The 18,088-nt window shown below is 74.2% G+C and carries 16 protein-coding genes; 5 read left to right on the top strand and 11 right to left on the bottom strand.

What is annotated here, in order from left to right; all coding sequences use genetic code 11:
• The first annotated feature begins 21 nt into the window (after positions 1–21).
• A complete protein-coding gene (locus ACGFIB_RS20245) occupies positions 22–1,050 on the top strand; it encodes a LacI family DNA-binding transcriptional regulator (protein WP_393373877.1) in 1,029 nt (342 codons plus the stop codon).
• Between the two features lie 98 nt (positions 1,051–1,148).
• The gene (locus ACGFIB_RS20240) at positions 1,149–2,753 is read left to right on the top strand and encodes a serine/threonine-protein kinase (protein ID WP_393373874.1); all 1,605 of its coding nucleotides are present in this window, start codon (positions 1,149–1,151) and stop codon (positions 2,751–2,753) included.
• On the opposite strand, the gene ACGFIB_RS20235 is transcribed toward ACGFIB_RS20240, so the two are convergent.
• Complete coding sequence (locus ACGFIB_RS20235) at positions 2,728–3,207, bottom strand: Lrp/AsnC family transcriptional regulator (protein ID WP_142570688.1); 480 nt, start codon at positions 3,205–3,207, stop codon at positions 2,728–2,730. The genes ACGFIB_RS20240 and ACGFIB_RS20235 overlap by 26 nt on opposite strands.
• A 177-nt stretch (positions 3,208–3,384) precedes the next feature.
• On the opposite strand from ACGFIB_RS20235, the gene ACGFIB_RS20230 reads away from it, so the two are divergent.
• Together ACGFIB_RS20230 and ACGFIB_RS20225 are read left to right on the top strand one after the other, a co-directional pair.
• Positions 3,385–6,861, top strand: coding sequence for an indolepyruvate ferredoxin oxidoreductase family protein (locus ACGFIB_RS20230; RefSeq protein ID WP_393373871.1), 3,477 nt, complete (start codon positions 3,385–3,387; stop codon positions 6,859–6,861).
• Positions 6,858–7,997 carry an acyl-CoA dehydrogenase family protein gene (locus ACGFIB_RS20225; protein ID WP_357243558.1) on the top strand — a complete coding sequence of 380 codons (1,140 nt, stop codon included), beginning with the start codon at positions 6,858–6,860 and terminating at the stop codon, positions 7,995–7,997. The genes ACGFIB_RS20230 and ACGFIB_RS20225 overlap by 4 nt, the downstream gene beginning before the upstream one ends.
• Before the next feature lie 83 nt (positions 7,998–8,080).
• Here the strand turns inward: ACGFIB_RS20225 and ACGFIB_RS20220 are convergent, their stop codons facing one another.
• Positions 8,081–8,524, bottom strand: coding sequence for a hypothetical protein (locus ACGFIB_RS20220; protein ID WP_393373868.1), 444 nt, complete (start codon positions 8,522–8,524; stop codon positions 8,081–8,083).
• Positions 8,525–8,789: 265 nt separating this feature from the next.
• Between ACGFIB_RS20220 and ACGFIB_RS20215 the strand changes: the two genes are divergently transcribed.
• A complete protein-coding gene (locus tag ACGFIB_RS20215) occupies positions 8,790–9,365 on the top strand; it encodes an NADPH-dependent FMN reductase (protein ID WP_357243552.1) in 576 nt (191 codons plus the stop codon).
• A gap of 14 nt (positions 9,366–9,379) precedes the next feature.
• Here the strand turns inward: ACGFIB_RS20215 and ACGFIB_RS20210 are convergent, their stop codons facing one another.
• From ACGFIB_RS20210 to ACGFIB_RS20170, 9 genes are read right to left on the bottom strand one after another with little or no spacing between them, the layout of a single operon-like run.
• Complete coding sequence (locus ACGFIB_RS20210) at positions 9,380–10,006, bottom strand: HAD-IA family hydrolase (protein WP_357243549.1); 627 nt, start codon at positions 10,004–10,006, stop codon at positions 9,380–9,382.
• Between the two features lie 9 nt (positions 10,007–10,015).
• Positions 10,016–11,098, bottom strand: a complete 1,083-nt coding sequence (locus ACGFIB_RS20205; RefSeq protein ID WP_357243546.1) for an MSMEG_0565 family glycosyltransferase — start codon at positions 11,096–11,098, stop codon at positions 10,016–10,018.
• Entirely contained in the window at positions 11,095–11,931 is an 837-nt protein-coding gene (locus ACGFIB_RS20200; protein WP_357243543.1) for a carbon-nitrogen hydrolase family protein, read from the bottom strand. Before ACGFIB_RS20200 ends, ACGFIB_RS20205 begins: the two co-directional genes overlap by 4 nt.
• The gene (locus ACGFIB_RS20195; RefSeq protein ID WP_393373863.1) at positions 11,928–12,788 is read right to left on the bottom strand and encodes a carbon-nitrogen hydrolase family protein; all 861 of its coding nucleotides are present in this window, start codon (positions 12,786–12,788) and stop codon (positions 11,928–11,930) included. Before ACGFIB_RS20195 ends, ACGFIB_RS20200 begins: the two co-directional genes overlap by 4 nt.
• Complete coding sequence (locus tag ACGFIB_RS20190; RefSeq protein WP_393374139.1) at positions 12,785–14,215, bottom strand: MSMEG_0567/sll0787 family protein; 1,431 nt, start codon at positions 14,213–14,215, stop codon at positions 12,785–12,787. The genes ACGFIB_RS20195 and ACGFIB_RS20190 overlap by 4 nt, the downstream gene beginning before the upstream one ends.
• Positions 14,216–14,222: 7 nt before the next feature.
• A complete protein-coding gene (locus ACGFIB_RS20185; protein ID WP_393373861.1) occupies positions 14,223–15,287 on the bottom strand; it encodes an MSMEG_0568 family radical SAM protein in 1,065 nt (354 codons plus the stop codon).
• A gap of 4 nt (positions 15,288–15,291) precedes the next feature.
• Positions 15,292–15,807: an MSMEG_0572/Sll0783 family nitrogen starvation response protein gene (locus ACGFIB_RS20180; RefSeq protein WP_142562294.1), complete on the bottom strand. Its 516-nt coding sequence runs from the start codon at positions 15,805–15,807 to the stop codon at positions 15,292–15,294.
• 37 nt (positions 15,808–15,844) lie between these two features.
• On the bottom strand, positions 15,845–16,660 hold the full coding sequence (locus ACGFIB_RS20175; protein ID WP_393373858.1) for an amidohydrolase family protein: 816 nt from the start codon (positions 16,658–16,660) through the stop codon (positions 15,845–15,847).
• A gap of 17 nt (positions 16,661–16,677) precedes the next feature.
• On the bottom strand, positions 16,678–18,009 hold the full coding sequence (locus ACGFIB_RS20170) for an MSMEG_0569 family flavin-dependent oxidoreductase (protein WP_393373855.1): 1,332 nt from the start codon (positions 18,007–18,009) through the stop codon (positions 16,678–16,680).
• Positions 18,010–18,088 lie beyond the last annotated feature (79 nt).

Below are 18,088 nucleotides of genomic sequence, written 5' to 3'. Positions count from 1 at the left end.
TCGATTCGAAGCCTCGCGTCGATGAGCTGCCGCGGGGGACGGGTGAACATCGGGGAGATCGCCAGGCGGGCGGGCGTGTCGCGGAGCACGGTCTCGTACGCGCTCAGCGGCAAGCGCGCGGTCTCCGCCGCGACCCGCCTGCGCATCCTCCAGGTCATCGACGACGCCGGCTACCGGCCCAACGCCTCCGCCCGAGCCCTGGCGGAGGGCCGCACCCGTGCGATCGGCCTGGTCATCCCGCCCGCCGGGAGGCGGCTGACCCCGATCCAGCTCGGCTTCGTCGCCGATGTCGTGGCCGCCGCCGGGCGGCGCGAACTGGACGTGCTCCTGTCGCCCAGCGGCGGCGAACACGACCGCTCGTTCGAGCGGATGGTCCGTGGCCGCCGCGTCGACGGCGTGATCCTGATGGAGGTCCGGCTGCGGGACGCGAGAGCCGCCCGCCTGCGGGAGTCCGATGTGCCCTTCGTGGCGATCGGCCACACCGCGGACGCCGCGACCGGACACTGGGTGGATCTGGACTACCAAGGGCTCGTCGCGAGCTGTGTGCGTCATCTGGCCGACCTCGGGCACCGCGAGATCGCCTTGATCAACCGGCCGCGAGAGCTCCTGGACTCCGGCTACGGCCCGGCCCGTCGCGCCCTGGACGGGTTCAACGCCGCCGCGGCGGCACGGTCCCTGTCCGCGACCGCCTCGTGCTGCCCCGACGAGGCGACGGCGGGCGAGAGCTTCGTCGAGGCCCTGCTGGCGGCCCGGCCGGGGGTCACCGGCCTCGTCACGGTGAACGAGGCGGCCCTGCCCGGCATCGAGCGGGCGCTGGGACGCCTCGGCCGCGCGATACCCCGCCAGATGTCCGTCACCGGGGTCGTGGGGCGGCACTGGGCCGAGGAGTTCCACCCGCCGCTCACCGCGGCCGACGTCCCGATCACCGACATGGCGGAAAGGGCCGTCGAACTGCTGGCCGAGCGGCTGGCCGAGCCCGGCACGCCGCCCCGCAACGTTCTGCTCGCCCCGCCGATCTCCCTGCGTTCGAGCACGGCGCCGCCGCCGTGAACGGGTTCCGCCGATCCGGCCGTTCTCGTGTCGTCTGCCCGAGAGGATAGGTTGGCTCACGATCATCGGGGCGCGAGTGGCCATGGGGAGGTTCGGGAGTGGTGCCGTCCACGCTCGGCGGTCGTTACGAGCTGGAGGAGCTGATCGGCCGGGGCGGGATGGGCGAGGTCTGGCGGGGCCGGGACCTGCGGGCCCACCGCCCCGTGGCGGTGAAGATCCTCGCGCCGCAGGTCGCCGGGGTCGCCTCGCGGGAGCGCTTCGCCCGTGAGGCCCGCGCCGCCGCCCGCGTGGTGCACCCGAACGTGGTCACCGTGCTCGACGTGGGCGAGCAGGACGCGCGGCCCTATCTGGTGATGGAGCTGCTCACCGGCCGCAGCCTGGCCGAGGAGCTGCTCGACCGGGGCCGGTACGGCGTGGCGGAGGCGTGCCATCTCATGAGCCAGGCCGCCGCGGGCCTGGACGCCGCGCACCGCGCCGGGGTCGTGCACCGGGACGTCAAACCCGCCAACCTGCACCTCACCGCGAGCGGCGTGCTCAAGGTGGTCGACTTCGGCGTCGCCCAGGTGGCGACCGAGGCGGCGCGGCTCACCATGGTGGGCACCGTCGTCGGCACCGCCGCCTACCTGGCTCCGGAGCAGATCGACGGCAGGGGCGGCGGGTCCGCCTGCGATCTGTACGCGCTGGGGTGCGTCTGCTACGAGCTGCTGTGCGGGCATCCGCCGTTCACCGGGTCGGCCCCGGAGCTGGTCTATCAGCACATCCACCAGGCTCCGGTGCCGCCCAGCCGGCACCGTCCCGACATCCCCGCCGAGCTGGAGCGCCTCATCATGGCGCTGCTCGCCAAGGACTCCGCCGGCCGGCCCGCCGAGGCGGAGGTCGCCCGCCGGATCCTGGCGGCCGTCGCCCTCGCCCCGGGGAACCCGCCGCGCGAGGCCGGGATGCCGCAGGCGCCGTACGGCGCGCGTGCGGGCGACACGGCGCTGCTGGACGCCACGCTGCTGGACGCCGCGCTGCCCGACGCCGCGCTGCTCGACGCCCCGCCGCCCGGCGTCGCGGCCGGTCGTGGGGCGGGGGCGTCCGGTCGTGGGGCGGGGGCGTCGCCCGAGCGGCGCACGCTCATCCGGCTCGGCGCCGCGGTGGCGGGGCTCGCCGCGGTCACGATCGGGGTGGCGGCGCTGTCCGGCGGCGGCGAGCAGGCGGAATCCGCGGTCGCGGCCCAGTCGCCGGCGGCCGCCGGCGACTCACCCACCCCGGAGGGGAAGGGCTCGGCCGCTCCGACGCCCCGGCCGAGCAGGACACCGTCTCTCAGGCCGTCCCCGAAGCCGTCCCCCACGCCGTCCCCGAAGCCGTCTCCCACGCCGTCCGCGCGCCGCGTCTACCGCAGCTACCAGGAGTGGCTGGCCGCCTTCGACCACGCCGTGCAGGAGCAGGAGCGCCGGGGCGGCATCGAGCCGAAGCTGGCCCGCGACGCCCACGAGGAGATCAGGAGGACGGCCAGGGACATGTCCAGGGACATGCCCAGGGGCCGGGACAGGGGAAGGGGCAGGGGCCGGGGCGGGGACGGGGGCGACAAAGCCGCGGAGCGCGTCCGCGACCTGCTCGGCAAACTCCAGCAGGCGCACCAGGACGGCCGGCTCGCCGACGGCCCGCTCGTCGACTTCCTGAACGCCGCCGGCCTCAGCGCGCGGAGGGGCGGCGACTGAGGTCCTCGACCGCGCCGACGTCGCGGGTCCACGAGCCGAGCACGAGCAGGGTCTTGGTGCCGGTCACGTCGCCGGCGCGGCGCAGCCGGTCGATGACCTGCTGCAGGTGCCCGAGGTCGCGGACGCGGACGTGGATGAGCGCGTCCGGGTCCCCGGCGATGGTGAACACCTCCTGCACCTCCGGCACGTCCGTCACGGTACGGACGATCTTGCCGACCGGGGTCGTGCCCGGATAGCGCAGTTCGGTGAACGCCTCGATGCCCCAGCCGAGCTTGGCGTAGTCGATCCGCACGGTGAAGCCGGTGATGACGCCGATCTCCCGCAGGCGGTCGACCCGCCGCTTGACGGCGGCCACCGACAGGCCGATCTCGGCCGCCATCTCGGAGAAGGTCCTGCGCCCGTCCTCGCGTAGCAGGCGCAGCAGCCGGTGGTCGATGTCGTCGATCTCCGCCATGGCGTGCTCCCTCTTCAGCCTGCCCGTCCAACCGGCGCGGCGCAAAGAACAGTAGCGCCCAACGCGGACTTCTCCATCTTTTTGCGTCTTGTCGGCCGTTTCCCGCGTGATGCTTGCGCGTACGCCCAGGGCGTTGGTGTGCTGTGGGTCACCCTCGGAACTCAGGAGGTTCGCACCGTGTCTGCCCTCGCGTCCACGTCTCCCGTCTCGCTCGACGACAAGTACGCGGCCGAGCACGGCACCGTGCTGATCTCGGGCGTCCAGGCCCTCGTCCGGCTGACCCTGGAGCAGCGCCGCCTCGACGCCGAGCGCGGCCTGGACACGCGGGTCTTCGTCTCCGGATACCCCGGCTCACCGCTGGGCGGCGTCGACCTGGAGATGGCGCGGGCCGCGCGGTTCCTCACGGAGGCGGGCGTGGTGGCCCGGCCCGGCCTCAACGAGGAGCTCGCGGCCACGGCGGTCGCGGGCACCCAGCTGCTCGCCCAGGTGCCGGGCCGTCGGCACGAGGGGGTGACCGGGTTCTGGTACGGGAAGAACCCGGGCCTCGACCGGGCCGCCGACGCGATCCGGCACGGCAACCTCGCCGGCACCGCGCCGCTCGGCGGGGCGGTGGCCTGGATCGGCGACGACCCCGGCAGCAAGTCCTCGACCGTGCCCAGCTCCTGCGAGCCGATGTGCCAGAGCCTGTCGATGCCGCTGCTCGCCCCCGGCTCCGTGGCGGAGGTCGTCGAGCTCGGGCTGCACGCGGTGGCGCTGTCGCGGGCCACCGGCCTGTGGGCAGGCCTGAAGATCGTCGCCGACGTCGCCGACGCCTCCGCCACCGTCGACCTCGGACCGCTGCGCGACGACATCCGGTCGGGCGTCCCGGTGCCGGACCGCGCCGACCGGGGGGCGCCGCCCACCCTGGTCGGCCCGGCCTCGCTCGAGGCCGAGCACGACATGCTCACCCGCCGGCTCGGCCTGGCCCGCGAGTACGCCCGCGCGCACGGCCTCAACCGGGTGACCCACGACGCGCCGCGAGCCACGACGGGCGTGCTCGCGTCCGGCACCTCCTACGCCGTGGTCCTGCGCGCCCTCGCCGACCTCGGCCTGGACGAGGCCGCGATGGACCACCTCGGCCTGCGGCTCATCCGGCTCGCCATGCCGTTCCCGCTCGCGTACGACGACCTCGCCGCCATGACCGCAGGGCTCGACCGGGTGCTCGTGGTCGAGGACAAGGTGCCGTTCCTGGAGGGGCACCTCAAGCAGGCGCTGTACGACACCGGGCAGCGCCCCGACGTCATCGGCAGGGAACTGCTGACGGCGCGCGGCACGGTCGGCGCGCAGGACGTGGCCGGGGCGCTCGCCACCTGTCTCGGCCCGGACCGCCTGCCCCGCCAAGCGGCGATCCTGGCGCCCGCCCCTGCCCGGCGCCGCGTCATGCTCCCGCTGGTCGCCGCCCGCACGCCGTACTTCTGCTCGGGCTGCCCGCACAACGCCGCCACGCGCGCCTCCGGCGACACGCTGGTGGGCGCGGGCATCGGCTGCCACGCCATGATCGCCCTGGACGGGAACGGACGCGGCAGGCAGGTCGGCATGACGCAGATGGGGGGCGAGGGCGCCCAGTGGTTCGGCCTGGCCCCCTTCACCTCCGACCGACACTTCACCCAGAACCTCGGCGACGGCACCTTCCACCACTCCGGCTCCCTGGCCGTACGCGCCGCCGTCGCGGCCGGCGTCTCGATGACGTACAAGCTGCTCTACAACGACGCGGTCGCGATGACCGGCGGGCAGCGCGCGGAGGGCCGCCTCGACGTCCCGGCGCTGACGCGGTGGCTGGCGGCCGAGGGGGTGCGCCGGGTGGTGGTCACCACGCCGGAGCCGCAGACCTACCGGGGCGTCCGGCTGGCGCCGATCGCGTCCGTACGGCACCGCGACGACCTCCCGGCAGTGGAGCGGGAGCTCGCCGCGGTCGACGGGGTGACCGTGCTCATCCACGACGACCGCTGCGCGGCCGAGGAGCGGCGGCTGCGCAAACGCGGGAAACTGCCCACGCCGACGGCCAGGGTCGTGGTCAACGAGCGCGTGTGCGAGGGCTGCGGCGACTGCGGGGACGCCTCCACCTGCCTGTCCGTGCAGCCGGTGGAGACCGAGTTCGGCCGCAAGACCCGCATCCACCAGGCGTCGTGCAACTCCGACCTGAGCTGCCTCAAGGGCGATTGCCCGTCGTTCCTGCTCGTCGAGCCTCGCCCTCGGACCCCGCGTACGGTGCCCGCGCCGCCGGTGGCGCTGACCGAGCCGGTGGCGCGGTTCCCGGAGCGCGCGGCGCTGCTGCGGATGCCCGGCATCGGCGGCACGGGGGTGGTGACCGTCTCGCAGATCCTGCAGATGGCCGCCCACCTCGACGGCCTGCACGCCGCCGGGCTCGACCAGACCGGGCTGGCGCAGAAGGGCGGCCCCGTCGTCAGCGACGTGCGGATCTCTCCCCACCCGATCACCGGCTCGGTGCGCGCCGCCCGCGGCACCGCCGACGTCCTCATCGGCTTCGACGCGCTCGGCGCCGCCGCCGACGACACCCTCGCCGTCGCCTCGCCCGGCCGCACGGTCGCCGTCGTGAACACCGCGATCGTGCCGACGGCCGCCATGGTCACCGGCCGCGCCGCGCTCTCCGGGGCCGGGGACGCGATCGCCCGCATCGCCTCGGCCACCGTGCCCGGAACGGACCTCCACCTGGACGCCGGAGCGCTGTCCGAGGCGCTGTTCGGCGATCACATGCCCGCCAACCTCGTGCTCGTCGGCGCGGCCTACCAGCACGGCTGCATCCCGATCTCGGTGGACGCGATCGAACGGGCCATCCGCCTCAACGGTGGTTCCAGCAGTGCGGCCGTGGAGCGGAATCTGGCCGCCTTCCGCTGGGGGCGGGCCGCCGTGATCGACCGCGAGGCCGTCTTCCGGGCCGCCGTCCCTCCGGAGCCGCCGGTCGTTCCGGTGGACGACGCCGCCCTGCGCGAGGCGGCGGGAACCGGGGCGATCGAGGAGGCGCTGGCCGTCCGCGTCGCCGATCTGACCGGCTACCAGAACGCGGCCTACGCCCGCTCGTACGCCCGGGAGGTGCGCCGGGTGGCCGCGCTGGCCGCCGAACGGGCGGGGGAGGAGGCCGGGGCGCGCATCGGGCTCGCCTACGCCCGGGGCCTGCACAGGCTCATGGCGTACAAGGACGAGTACGAGGTCGCCCGGCTGCACCTCGACCCGGTGGAGCGGGCCCGGCGCGAGCGGGAGTTCGGCCCCGGCGCCGCCGTGTCGGTGCTGCTGCACCCGCCGCTGCTGCGGGCGATGGGCCTCACGCGCAAGATCAGGCTGCGCCGGTCCGCCGGCGTCGTGTTCCGCGGGCTGCGGGCCGCCCGCGTGCTACGCGGCACCGCGTTGGACGTGTTCGGGTACGCCGCCGTCCGCCGGGTGGAGCGTACGCTGGTGGTGGAGTACCGCGAGCTGGTGAGGCGCGCGTTCGACCGGCTCACCCCGGCGACCGCTGCGGCCGTCGCGGAGATCGCCGCCCTGCCGGACCTGATCCGGGGGTACGAGGACATCAAGCTCGCCCGTGTCGCGGAGTTCCGCGACCGCGCCGCCGCCCTTCTCGCCGAGCTGAACGCGCCCGTCCTCCAGGAGTCATCGTGACCGTCGACCGTCTGCTGCCCGGCCCGGACGCCCGGGACCTCATCGAGCTGACCCGTGAGATCGCCGACAAGGAACTCGCCCGCCGCGTCGACGAGCACGAGCGCGCGGAGACCTACCCGGAGGGGCTGTTCGCCACGCTCGGGGCCGCCGGGCTCCTCGGCCTTCCCTACCCGGAGGAGCACGGCGGCGGCGGCCAGCCGTACGAGGTGTATCTCCAGGTGATCGAGGAGCTGGCCGCGCGGTGGGCCGCCGTCGCGGTCGCGGTCAGCGTGCACACGCTGTCCTGCCTGCCCCTGGCGGTGTACGGCACACCGGAGCAACGGGAGCGCTGGCTGCCGGACATGCTCGCCGGGCGGCTGATCGGCGGCTACAGCCTGTCGGAGCCTCAGGCCGGGTCGGACGCCGCGGCTCTGACCTGCAAGGCCGAGAAGACCGAGGGCGGCTACCGGATCACCGGCACCAAGGCGTGGATCACCCATGGCGGCCGGGCGGACTTCTACGCGCTGTTCGCCCGCACGGGCTCCGGCTCGCACGGCATCTCCTGCTTCCTCGCGCCCGGCGCCGCCGAGGGCCTGACCTTCGGCCGCCCCGAGGAGAAGATGGGCCTGCACGCCGTCCCCACCACGACCGCCCACTGGGACGGCGTGCTGATCGACGCCGACCGCCGCATCGGTGAGGAGGGCCAGGGCCTGTCCATCGCCTTCGGCGCACTCGACTCCGGCAGGCTGGGCATCGCCGCCTGCGCCGTCGGCCTCGCCCAGGCCGCGCTCGACGAGGCCGTCGCGTACGCCAAGGAGCGCGAGGCGTTCGGCAAGAAGATCATCGACCACGAGGGGCTCGGCTTCCTGCTCGCCGACATGGCCGCCGGGGTGGACTGCGCCCGGGCGACGTACATCGACGCGGCCCGCCGCCGCGACGCCGGCCTGCCGTACAGCAGGCAGGCCAGCGTCGCCAAGCTCGTCGCGACCGACACCGCGATGCGGGTCACCACCGACGCCGTCCAGGTCCTCGGCGGCTACGGCTACACGCGCGAGTTCCGCGTCGAGCGCTACATGCGCGAGGCCAAGATCATGCAGATATTCGAGGGCACCAACCAGATCCAGCGCCTGGTCATCAGCCGCCACCTGGGCAAGTAGCCCTGGCAACGGTCCGGCCGGCCCGCCCACCAGCTCCGGCCCCGTCCTCTTCTGGAGGCGGGGCCGTTTGGCGTGTTTCGGAGCTATTTGACGATCTCGTTGAGCGCGTCCTCGTACGCCTTGGCATCGGAGGGGGCCATGTCCTTGTCCACGCGCACCACGACGTTCCCCTTCACATATGTGTACTCAGCCAGCATCGGAGTCTTCCCGAGCGCCTGTATGTACTCGGCGCGGGCCTCGGCGCCGTCGGCGTCCTCGAACACCTCGACACTGCCCGCCTTATCGGCCTTGACCCTGCTATCGGTGAACTCGGCCTTGCTGAGGTAGCCGTTGGGGCGGCCAAGCAGCTTGTTCGGGTCGGTGTTCTCGTCGTAGACGGTGCCGAGCTTGGCGGGCACTCCGTTGGTGCCGAGGGCGCCGATGATGGCAGTGGCGTCCTTGTTCGTCGTGGCCCCGCCGCAGGCGGTGAGGAGGCCGACCAGTGCGAGCGCGGCGGCGGCGCGAGGGCGTCGTCGTAATTGGATCATGAGGTCATGCATACATTCTGGATCGATCCAGGCGTGGCAGTGTTGATGTGATTGAGATCGGATGCTCTGCAGGCCGAACGGACGGTGGGTGGCCTCGGTGTGGAGGGTGGCGAGACGCCGCGGACCCCGCCGGGCCGAGAGGTTCGCTTCCGTTCACGACATCGAGCCGGAGTGCGGGAAGCCGCGCACCCCGATCGGTGTTCTCATCGGGCAGACCGTACTGTTGGGCGGGTTATATCCGCTTATGAGTGTTTTGGGGGAGATTGTGGCGAAGCCTGTTCTGCAGATCGTCATCGCCAGCACGCGTCCGGGGCGGGTGGGGCTACCGGTCGCGGAGTGGTTCCATGAGCGCGCGGCCGCCCAGGACCTCTTCGAGGTCGAGCTCGTCGACCTGGCGGAGGTGAACCTGCCGTTCATGAACGAGCCCAACCACCCCCGCCTCCGGCAGTACGTCCACCAGCACACCAAGGAGTGGAGCGCGACCATCGAGCGCGGCGACGCGTTCGTGTTCGTCACGCCGGAGTACAACTACGGCTTCAACGCCGTCCTGAAGAACGCCCTCGACTACCTGCACCACGAGTGGCAGTACAAGCCGGCCGGGTTCGTCAGCTACGGCGGCGTGTCCGCGGGCACGCGGGCCGTGCAGATGCTCAAGCAGGTCGTCACCACGCTGAAGATGGTGCCGCTGTTCGAGGCGGTCTCGATCCCCTTCGTCGCCCAGCTCCTCGACGAGGAGGGCCGCCTGCAGCCCAACGAGGTCATGAACTCGGCGGCGGACGCGATGGTGGCCGAACTGGCCCGGCTCGCCCCCGCGCTGCGGCACCTGCGTCCCGCCGGCTGATCACACAGGGGCCGTCACGGAGCCTCTTCGAACAGCGCCAGCAGCGCCGTCTCCAGGTCCGCCGGGGCGCGGTAGACGACCCCGGTCATGCCGAGCACCCTCGCCGCGTCGACGTTCTCGGCCCGGTCGTCGACGAACAGGCACCGCTCCGGCGGCACGCCCGCGTGCCCGGCGGCGATCTCGAAGATCCGTGGGTCGGGCTTGGCCACCCCCACGTCGTAACTGCTCACGACGTGGTCGAAGGCGTCGTGCAGCTCCAGCTCGCGCAGGTGGGCGGCCAGTTCCGAGGTGGCGTTGCTGACGAGCACGACGGGGACGCGGGCGCGCGCCCGCGTGAGCAGCGCGAGCACCTCCTCGTCCGCCCAGGTGCGGGCGGCCAGCCATTCGGCGGTCAGCGCGCTCGCCCGCGCGGCCGAGCCCACCAGCCCGGCGAGGACGGGAACGGCCGAGGCCAGCCACTCCTCACGGGTCACCAGCCCGGTCAGGGCGGGGACCACCAGGGCCGACTCGCCGGTCACCCGCGCCACCGTGCCCGGCTCCACCCCGTACGCCCGCTCGATCTCGGCCTGCTGCTCAAGATCGGCGAATTTCAGGACGCCGTCGAAATCGCACAGCACCGCGTCGAACGCTCTGGCCGCCATGGTCCGAGACTACGACGCGAGCGACTCGTACAGGGCGATGTGCCGTTCGGCGGCGGCCCGCCAGGTGTGCCGGACGGCGACCGCCCGGCCCGCCGTACGCCTGCCGGGATCGTCGGCGGCGAGGGCGTCGGCGAGCTCGGCGGCGAGCCCGGCGGGGCTGACGGCGAAGCGCGCGGCGGAGCCGAAGACCTCACGCAGGACCGGCAGATCGCGCATCACCAGGGGGACCCCCGCCGCCAGGGCCTCCATCGCGGCGAGGCCGAAGCCCTCCTTCACCGACGGGAAGGCGAAGGCGGCGGCGCCCGCCACGAGCGGCGGCAGGTCCGCGTCGGCGACCGGCCCGAGGACCAGCGGCTCGGCGCCCAGCTCCGCCGCCCGGGCCTCCCACCGCGCGCGGTAGTCGCGGTAGTCGAAGAGCGTCTCGCCTCCGGCGATCACCAGCCGGACGTCCGGGCGCGCCTCCCGCAGCAGCGCGTACGCCTCCAGCAGGTCGAGCGAGCCCTTGCGCGGCTCGATGCCGCCGACCGTCAGGACGTACGTCCCGAGCCGTCTGCGCCACATGTGGGTGGCGACCGGATCGGCGCACGCGAAGCGCTCGTAGGCGACGCCGTTGGGAATCACCGTCGCGGTGATGCCCCACCCGGCCGCGAGCTCGGCGGCCACCGCCTGTGACACGCAGACGTGCGCGTAGGGCGTGACGATGGCGCGCTCGTGACAGGCGGCCAGCTCGGGCGTGGTGAAGTGGTCCACGTGGTGGACCGTCCGCACGCACCGGCCCGCCGCGTTGGCGCTGATGCAGTCCTGGGCGTGCACGACGTCGTACGACGCCGCCTCCGGGGCGAACGCCCCGCGCAGCACCGCGATCGACCGCAGCACCCGCGGGCCGACGCCCTCTCCGGGGATGTCGGAGAACGGCACGACGCGCAGCCGCACGGCCGGGTCGACCGGGCGGAAGAACCCCGTGTCGCCGCCCCGGCCGAGCGTCCACACGGTCACGTGCTGTCCCGCCGCCGCGAGCGCCTCGGCGAGGGCGAGGGTGTGCACGACCCCGCCGCGGGGCCTGGTCGAGTAGCTGAGCAGCGCTATCCTCACCCGCGCGCCTCCCGGTAGACGTCGGCCCTGCGCTCGTCGAGGTGATGGAGGATCCGCCGGGCCCGGTCGATCTCCGCGGCGACGTCGAGCTCGGCCACGGCCAGCCCGGCCTTCGACCAGGTGCGGGCGAGCACGTCCCCGCCCGGCCCGACGACCTTGGCCTGTCCCAGGAACCGCATGCCGCCCATCACCCCGGTCTGGTTGGAGGAGGCGAGCACGACCTGGTTCTCGGCGGCCCGCGCCTGGTCGTACAGGTCGAACAGCCGCGACTGCCGGTCCTGGGCCATCCGGGGCGCGCGGTTGGTGACGCTGGTGGGCCACGCCGACAGGCACGCCAGGATCTGCGCGCCGTCGAGCGCGAGGCTGCGGGCCGACTCGGGGAAGGTCTTGTCGTAGTCGATCAGCATGCCGATCCGCCCGGCCGGGGTGTCGAAGGCGTCGAAGCGGTCGCCCGGGCCGTAGGCCGCGGTCTCGCCCGCGGGCAGGTGCACCTTGCGGTGCAGGCCGAGCACCCCGTCGCCGCTGACGCACACGGCCGCGTTGTAGCGGACGTCGCCGCCGTCCTCGCAGAATCCGACGCACACCACCATCTCGGCGGCCAGCGCCGCCACCCGCGCGATCACCGGGTCGTCCGGCTTCAGCGCGGGCGGCAGCGCGTCGGCGTCCGGCCTGCGCAGGTCGGCGAGGTAGCCCCCGAGCGCGGCGTCGGGCAGCACGAGCAGCCGGGCGCCCGCGGCGCGGGCGTCGTCGATCAGTTTGGCGATGCGGGCCAGGTCGAAGGCGAGGTCGCGGCCGAAGTGGGCGGCCGCCGCGGCGATCCGCAGAACGGTCACGCCGCGTGCCCCGCCGTCCCGTACGTCTCCGGCCGGCGGTCGCGCAGGTGGCCCATCGACCGGCGCGCGGCCTCCAGCGCCCTCGGCACGTCGATCTCGGCGACGGCCGCGCCCGGCCCGACGCCCGTCGCCGCGACGATCTCACCGCCGGGGTCCACGACCTTCGCGCTGCCCACGAAGCGCAGAGACCCGAACGTGCCCGCCTGGTTGGCCGACAGCCACACGATCTGGTTCTCCAGCGCCCGCGCCCGGTCGAACAGGTCGAAGCGCCGCTTCCAGCGGTCGCGTTCCAGGTCCGCCGCCGCGTTCGTCCGCGAGCCGGGCCAGGCCGACACGCACACCCCGATCTGCGCGCCGTCGAGGGCCAGCGCGCGGGCGGACTCGGGGAACGCCTTGTCGTAGCAGATCATCATGCCGATCCTGCCGACGGGCGTGTCGAAGGCCCGGAAGCCGTCGCCCGAGGCGTAGCTGGCGTTCTCGCCGAGCGGCTGGTGCACCTTGCGGTGGTTGCCCAGCACGCCGTCGCCGCTGACGCACACCACGCTGTTGTAGCGGGCGTCACCGCCGTCCTCGCAGTAGCCCGCGACCACGACCATGTCGCCGGCGTCGCTGGCGTCGCCGGCCAGCGCGGCCAGCCGCCGGATCTCGGGGCCGTCCACGGCGAGCGGGGGCGGCCCGGCGTCCGCGGCGTCGCCGTCGAGGCTGAGCAGGTAGCCGCCGAGGCACGCCTCGGGCAGCGCGAGGAGCCGCACGCCCGCGTTGCGCGCTTCCTTGACGAGGCGTTCGACGATCGCGAAGTCCTCGTCGAGGTCGCGGCCGAAACCGGCGGACACCGCCGCCATGCGCAGGGCGCTCACGCGGCCCCCAATCCGGTCACGGGGCCGCCGACGGCCTCCGTGACCTGTCCGTCGGGCCAGCGCAGCGACACGCCGCTGCCGGTGGTCAACTCCCCGCACACCGCCGAGGCGGCCGGCCCCGCCGGAGGCGCAGGCGCGCCCGGCTCGTCCGCCGTGAGCATCGCGAAGCCGGGAAAGCAGGTGAGCCAGTCCCCCATGGAGGCGGCGGCCGGGCGCGGCAGCGCGGCCACGTCCAGCACGGCCGCGCAGCCGCTCGCCTCGGCCAGCATGCCGAGCGTGCCGGCGATCCCCGCCATCGACACGTCCTTGGCGGCGGCGGGGCGGCCGGCCGCGACCGCGCCGAGCATCGCGCGCAGCTCGTCCGTACGCCGGGAGGTGGTCGAGTCCCACTGGCGGCCCCGGTAGCCGGCCCGCCAGCCGCCGCCGAGGTCCGCCGTGAGGCGCACGGCGTGGCCGGGGCGTCCGCCGCCGCCCGGCACGGGACGCGCGGCGCGGCCCAGCGCCGTCACCGACAGCGCGGCCGGCACCCCGAGTTGCGTGTGCCCGCCGAGCACCGGCACCCCGTACGCGCGGGCGGCCCGGGCCAGGCCGTCGAGCACCCGGGCGGCGTGCGCGGCGTCGGGCGCGGCGAGCGCGTCGAGCAGGCCCGCCGGGGCGGCGCCCATCGCGGCCAGGTCGTTGAGGTTGACCAGGACCGAGCACCAGCCGGCCCACTCCGGGTCGCGCTCGACCATGGACGGCACGATCGCGTCGCAGGCCGCGACGACGTCGCCGCCGGGCACCGGCGCTCCGTCGTCGCCGACGAAACCGGGGCCGCCGAGGGCGTGCGGGGCCTGCCCGGCGAGGGCGGCGAGCAGCGGCCCGAGCGCCGATTTGGCCGCCGCCGCGTGGGCCGCGACCCGGCCGATCGGGTGACGCATCAGCACGTGCGGCGCGCCCGCGACCGTCACCGGCCCCACCCGGGTCCAGCCCAGGCGGCGGAAGAACGTCTCGGCTTTGATCTGGACGGTCGCCTCGAACCGCAGCACGCCCTCCGCCTCGGCGCGGGCGCACGCGGCCCGCACCAGGGCCGCACCGATGCCTCCCGTGCCCCCGGAACCACGCGCGGCGACCAGCCGCCCGCCCGTCCACCAGCCGATGTCGGGGCCGTCGCCGGCCGGTCCGAGCCGCACGCCGCCGACGACCGTGCCCGCCGCGTCCCTGGCCACCAGCGTGACCGTGCGGGGATCGTCGTCCCTGTCGTCGAGGTCGTGCTTGTCGAACAAGCCCTGCTCCCGGACGAACGCCTCGTGCCGCAGCCGCCGGTAGGCCCGGAGGGCCGCTGCGTCGGCCGCCTGCTCGATCCGGACTCCCGGGCGGCGCGCCAGCGTGCTGCGGTCACCGAGCAGCGCGAGGATGTCGGGCGCCGTGTCGCCGTCGAGGTGCATCGTCACCTCACCCGCCCGCCGCGCTCAGCACGCCGCACGCCCCGCAGGCGGCGCAGCCCGCCCCCTGGTCCGCACCGCGCATGCCGGCCGCGCGCAGCAGCGCCGCCACGCCCTCGGTGACGTACGTCAGCAGGCCCGCGCCGGGGGCGCCGATCCCGTCGCGGGCCGCCAGCGTGCCCCGCATCGGGCGGAACGGGACCACGAAGGGATAGACACCGCGCCGGATGAGGCGGCCCGCGCCCGCGATCAGCTCGTCGGGGTCCTCGCCCAGCCCCACCAGCAGGTACGTCGAGACGCGGTTGCGCCCGAACACCCGGACCGCCTCGTCCCAGGCGGCCTCGTACTCGGCGAGCGGCACCGACGATTTTCCCGGCATCCAGCGCCGCCGGACCTCCTCGTCCAGCGACTCCACGTGGATGCCGATCGCGGTGGCCCCGGCCTCGCGCAGCGCGCCGATCCAGGCCAGGTCGCCCGGCGGCTCGCACTGCACCTGGATCGGCAGGTGCGGCACGGCGGCCAGCACGGCGCGCACGCACCGCGCCAGGGTGCGCGCGCCGCGATCGGGCCCGGTGGTCGTGCCGGTGGTCATCACCATGTGCCGTACGCCGTCGAGCCGCACGGCCGCCTCCGCCACCTCGGCGAGCTGGGCGGGCGTCTTCGCGGCGACCGTCGCGCCCGACCGCAGCGACTCCTCGATGGTGCAGAAACGGCAGCGCTCGGCCTCGCCGTACCGGACGCACGTCTGCACGACGGTCGTGGCGAGCACGTCCGCGCCGTGCAGCCGGGCGATCTTCTCGTACGGCACGCCGTCGGCGGTGGTCAGGTCGTAGAACCTCGGACGCCGCACGGGCACCAGGGAGACCCCGGTGTCCTGCTCGCCGAGCCAGACCGTGCCGTCGCGAACCGTGTAGGGGCTGCCGGGATCGATGGGCAGCGCCGCGCCGGCGCCGTCGACGAGGACGTGGCCGTCGCCGCTGGGCCCCGCGCCGTCCTGCCGCCGCACGGGCGTGTCGAAGGCCACGCCGCGCAGGGCCAGCTCGGCGCGGGTCATGATCCGCAGATCGACGGTCACGGCACTACAGCTGGTAGGTGGAGTTGATGATGGCGCCCTTGCGGGCGTAGTGGATCAGTGCGTCCTGCACGTCCAGCGGGTGGGTCGGGATCACGCCCTCGATGAGGTCCTCCTCGCGGGCGCCGTGCAGGGACAGGCCGAACCGGCAGCAGTAGACCTTCCCGCCCTCGGCGATGAACGTCTTGAGCTGGTTGTTGATGTTGTGCTCGCCCGGGAACGCCGAGTTGCCGGTCGTCGGGAAGCCGCGGGTGGCCAGGCAGTTCAGCGACCCCGGGCCGTAGAAGTAGATGGCGGTCTCGAAGCCCTTGCGCAGCGCCCGGGTGGCCTGCAGCACGGCCACGAAGCTGACCGACGACTCGTGCGCGATGCCGTGGACGAGCGTGAAGTACGACTCGCCGTTCTCGGCCTTGTAGTCGGGGAACACCTTGGTCGTGCCGTAGATGCTGGAGCCCTCGGGCAGGGACGGGTGGGGGATCTCCTCGATGCTCTTCTTCTCGAGGTCGGTCATGTCGACGGACATGGTGTCTCTCCTTTGGCCGCAGGGGGGTGAGTGGGGGTCAGTCGTAGAGGGAGGCGAACGTGCGGCGGAAGACGAGCGCGCCCAGCTCGCCGTCCCCGGCCGCGGCGCGCATCCGGGCGTGCTCGCCCGCGAAGTCGCCCCACGGCTGGTCGCTGGCGAACAGCACGCGGTCGTGCCCGAGGCCGCGCCGCTCGATCTCCTTGGCCAGCCAGTACGGCGCGAAGCCGATGGCCCAGGACAGGTCGGTGTAGACGCGTTTGCCGGCCGCGATCCAGTCGAAGAACCGGGAGCCGGCCAGCTTGATGTGGCCGCTCATCCCGCCGCCGAAGTGCACGAGGTGCACCGGCACGCGGTCGGCGTACCACTCGACCAGGTGCCCGACCTCGTCGACGTCCGAGGCGGCGCCCGGTGAGGTGTGGACGTGGACGACCAGGCCGTGGCGTTCGGCCGCCGCGAAGATCCGGTCGAGGCCGGGACGGCAGGCGGGGTCGGTGGGCCGCCCGCCGAGCAGGAAGCTGAGCTTGAGCGCCCGCACGCCTCGCTCTCCGGCCAGGGCGAGGGCGCCGGTGGTGCGTTCCTCGTCGCGCGGCAGCGGCGAGACCCACAGCCCGGCGCGGATCCGGTCGTCGGCCTGCGCGGCCTCCAGGACGAGGTCGTTGAGCGCGAAGGCGACCGCCGGGTCGGGCACGCCGTAGTTGGGCAGCACCAGCGCGCGTTCGGTGCCCTCCGCGTCGAGGTCGGCGATCAGCTGTTTGACCGTGGCCCGCGCCGTGACGTCGGGGTTCACCGCGGGGCCGCCGTAGAAGGGATGGGCGGGCAGCACGCCGATGTGCCGGTGTGCGTCGAAGATCATGTCGTGGACCATCGCACTCACCCGACCGGAAGCGCGGGTGAGAGTTCGGCGGGCGCGCCGGTCAGCGCGCCGCAGACGTCGGCCAGCCGCCGGGACGCCTCGATGTGCCCGGCCAGGAACTCGGCGTCCCGGCCCACCGCCTCGAACCGGCCCGAGCCCCAGGTGTGCTGCCAGGGCAGCCCCAGGAAGTAGAGCCCGGGACAGTTCGTCACGCCGCGCCAGTGCATCGGATAGCCCCGGCCGTCGAAGGCGGGGATCTCGATCCAGCGGTGGTCGCGGGTGAACCCGGTCGCCCAGACGACCGAGGTGATCCCGGCGGCGGCCGGGTCGAGGGCGCGCACCGGCTCGCCCGGCTCCCAGACCGCCACATAGCGGGGCTCGGCGGGGGCGTCGACGCCGCGCGCGGCGATGTACGCGTCGATGGCGTCCTTGATCCCCTCGGCCACCGCGTCGGCCCGGTCGAGGTTGTCCTTCAGGTCGGCGGCGAACTCCAGCGTCGTGCCGGTCACGCCGGTCAGCCGGCCGTACAGGCGCATCCCGTCGCGGGCGAAGGCCCGCAGGTCGATGTCGCGCCCGCCGTCCCGCCCGGTGACGTAGTGGTTGGCCCGCAGCCGTACGGCGTCCGCGTCGTCGAACTCGTCGATGCTCCTGGCGTAGTGGCCCATGTCGTGCAGCCACGCCACGCAGTCCCTGCCCCGGTAGAAACGGGCGACGCGGGGCGCGCTCCCGACGGCGAGGTGGACCCTGCGCCCGGCCAGATGCAGGTCCTCGGCGATCTGGCAGCCCGACTGCCCGGTGCCGATGACGAGGACCTCGCCCTCTGGAAGCTGCGCGGGACCGCGATACCGCGAGGAGTGGATCTGGGTGATCCCCTCGGGCAGCCGCTCGGCCAGCCGGGGGACGGCGGCCGCGTGGTAGGGGCCGGTGGCGACCACGACCTGGTCGGCGGTGAGGTCTCCGGCGGTGGTCGCGAGCTCGAACGTCCCGCTCGCGGCCCTCCGCAACCGGGTGACGCGCACACCCTCGGTGAGCGGGGGCCCGAAGGAGGCGGCGTAGTCCTCCAGATAGCGGACGATCTCCTCGCGGACCATGAAACCGTCGGGGTCGGGCCCGCGGTAGGGGAAGCCCGGCAGGTCGCACTGCCAGTTGGGGGTGACCAGGCAGAAGGAGTCCCAACGGCGCTCGCGCCACTCGTGGCCGACCCGCCGCGCTTCGATGACGACATGTTCGATGCCGCGCCGGCCCAGGCAGTGGCTGACCGACAGCCCCGCCTGGCCGCCGCCGACGACCGCGACCGGGTAGTGGGCTCCGGCGATCCGCGGTGTGCTGGTGACTGCCGCCGTTTCCATGACGGCCACTTCAGTCCGCCCCGATTACCGGACCACGGCATCCGGAATAAAAAGCCGTTACCGGTGCGTCACCCCGCGG

The sequence above is a fragment of the Microbispora bryophytorum genome, assembly GCF_043197435.1.
In the GTDB taxonomy this organism is placed as follows: Bacteria; Actinomycetota; Actinomycetes; order Streptosporangiales; family Streptosporangiaceae; genus Microbispora; species Microbispora bryophytorum.
The sequence above is the reverse complement of the archived record's forward strand: the minus strand, read 5'-3'. Positions and strand labels throughout refer to the sequence as shown.

Excerpts from the sequence above, each read along its gene's own strand:
- ACGFIB_RS20245 (WP_393373877.1), top strand. The coding sequence starts at position 22 with ATGAGCTGCCGCGGGGGACGGGTGAACATCGGGGAGATCGCCAGGCGG.
- ACGFIB_RS20235 (WP_142570688.1), bottom strand. The coding sequence starts at position 3,207 with ATGGCGGAGATCGACGACATCGACCACCGGCTGCTGCGCCTGCTACGC.
- ACGFIB_RS20220 (WP_393373868.1), bottom strand. The coding sequence starts at position 8,524 with ATGATCCAATTACGACGACGCCCTCGCGCCGCCGCCGCGCTCGCACTG.
- ACGFIB_RS20210 (WP_357243549.1), bottom strand. The coding sequence starts at position 10,006 with ATGGCGGCCAGAGCGTTCGACGCGGTGCTGTGCGATTTCGACGGCGTC.
- ACGFIB_RS20190 (WP_393374139.1), bottom strand. The coding sequence starts at position 14,215 with ATGCACCTCGACGGCGACACGGCGCCCGACATCCTCGCGCTGCTCGGT.
- ACGFIB_RS20180 (WP_142562294.1), bottom strand. The coding sequence starts at position 15,807 with ATGTCCGTCGACATGACCGACCTCGAGAAGAAGAGCATCGAGGAGATC.
- ACGFIB_RS20175 (WP_393373858.1), bottom strand. The coding sequence starts at position 16,660 with ATGATCTTCGACGCACACCGGCACATCGGCGTGCTGCCCGCCCATCCC.
- ACGFIB_RS20170 (WP_393373855.1), bottom strand. The coding sequence starts at position 18,009 with ATGGAAACGGCGGCAGTCACCAGCACACCGCGGATCGCCGGAGCCCAC.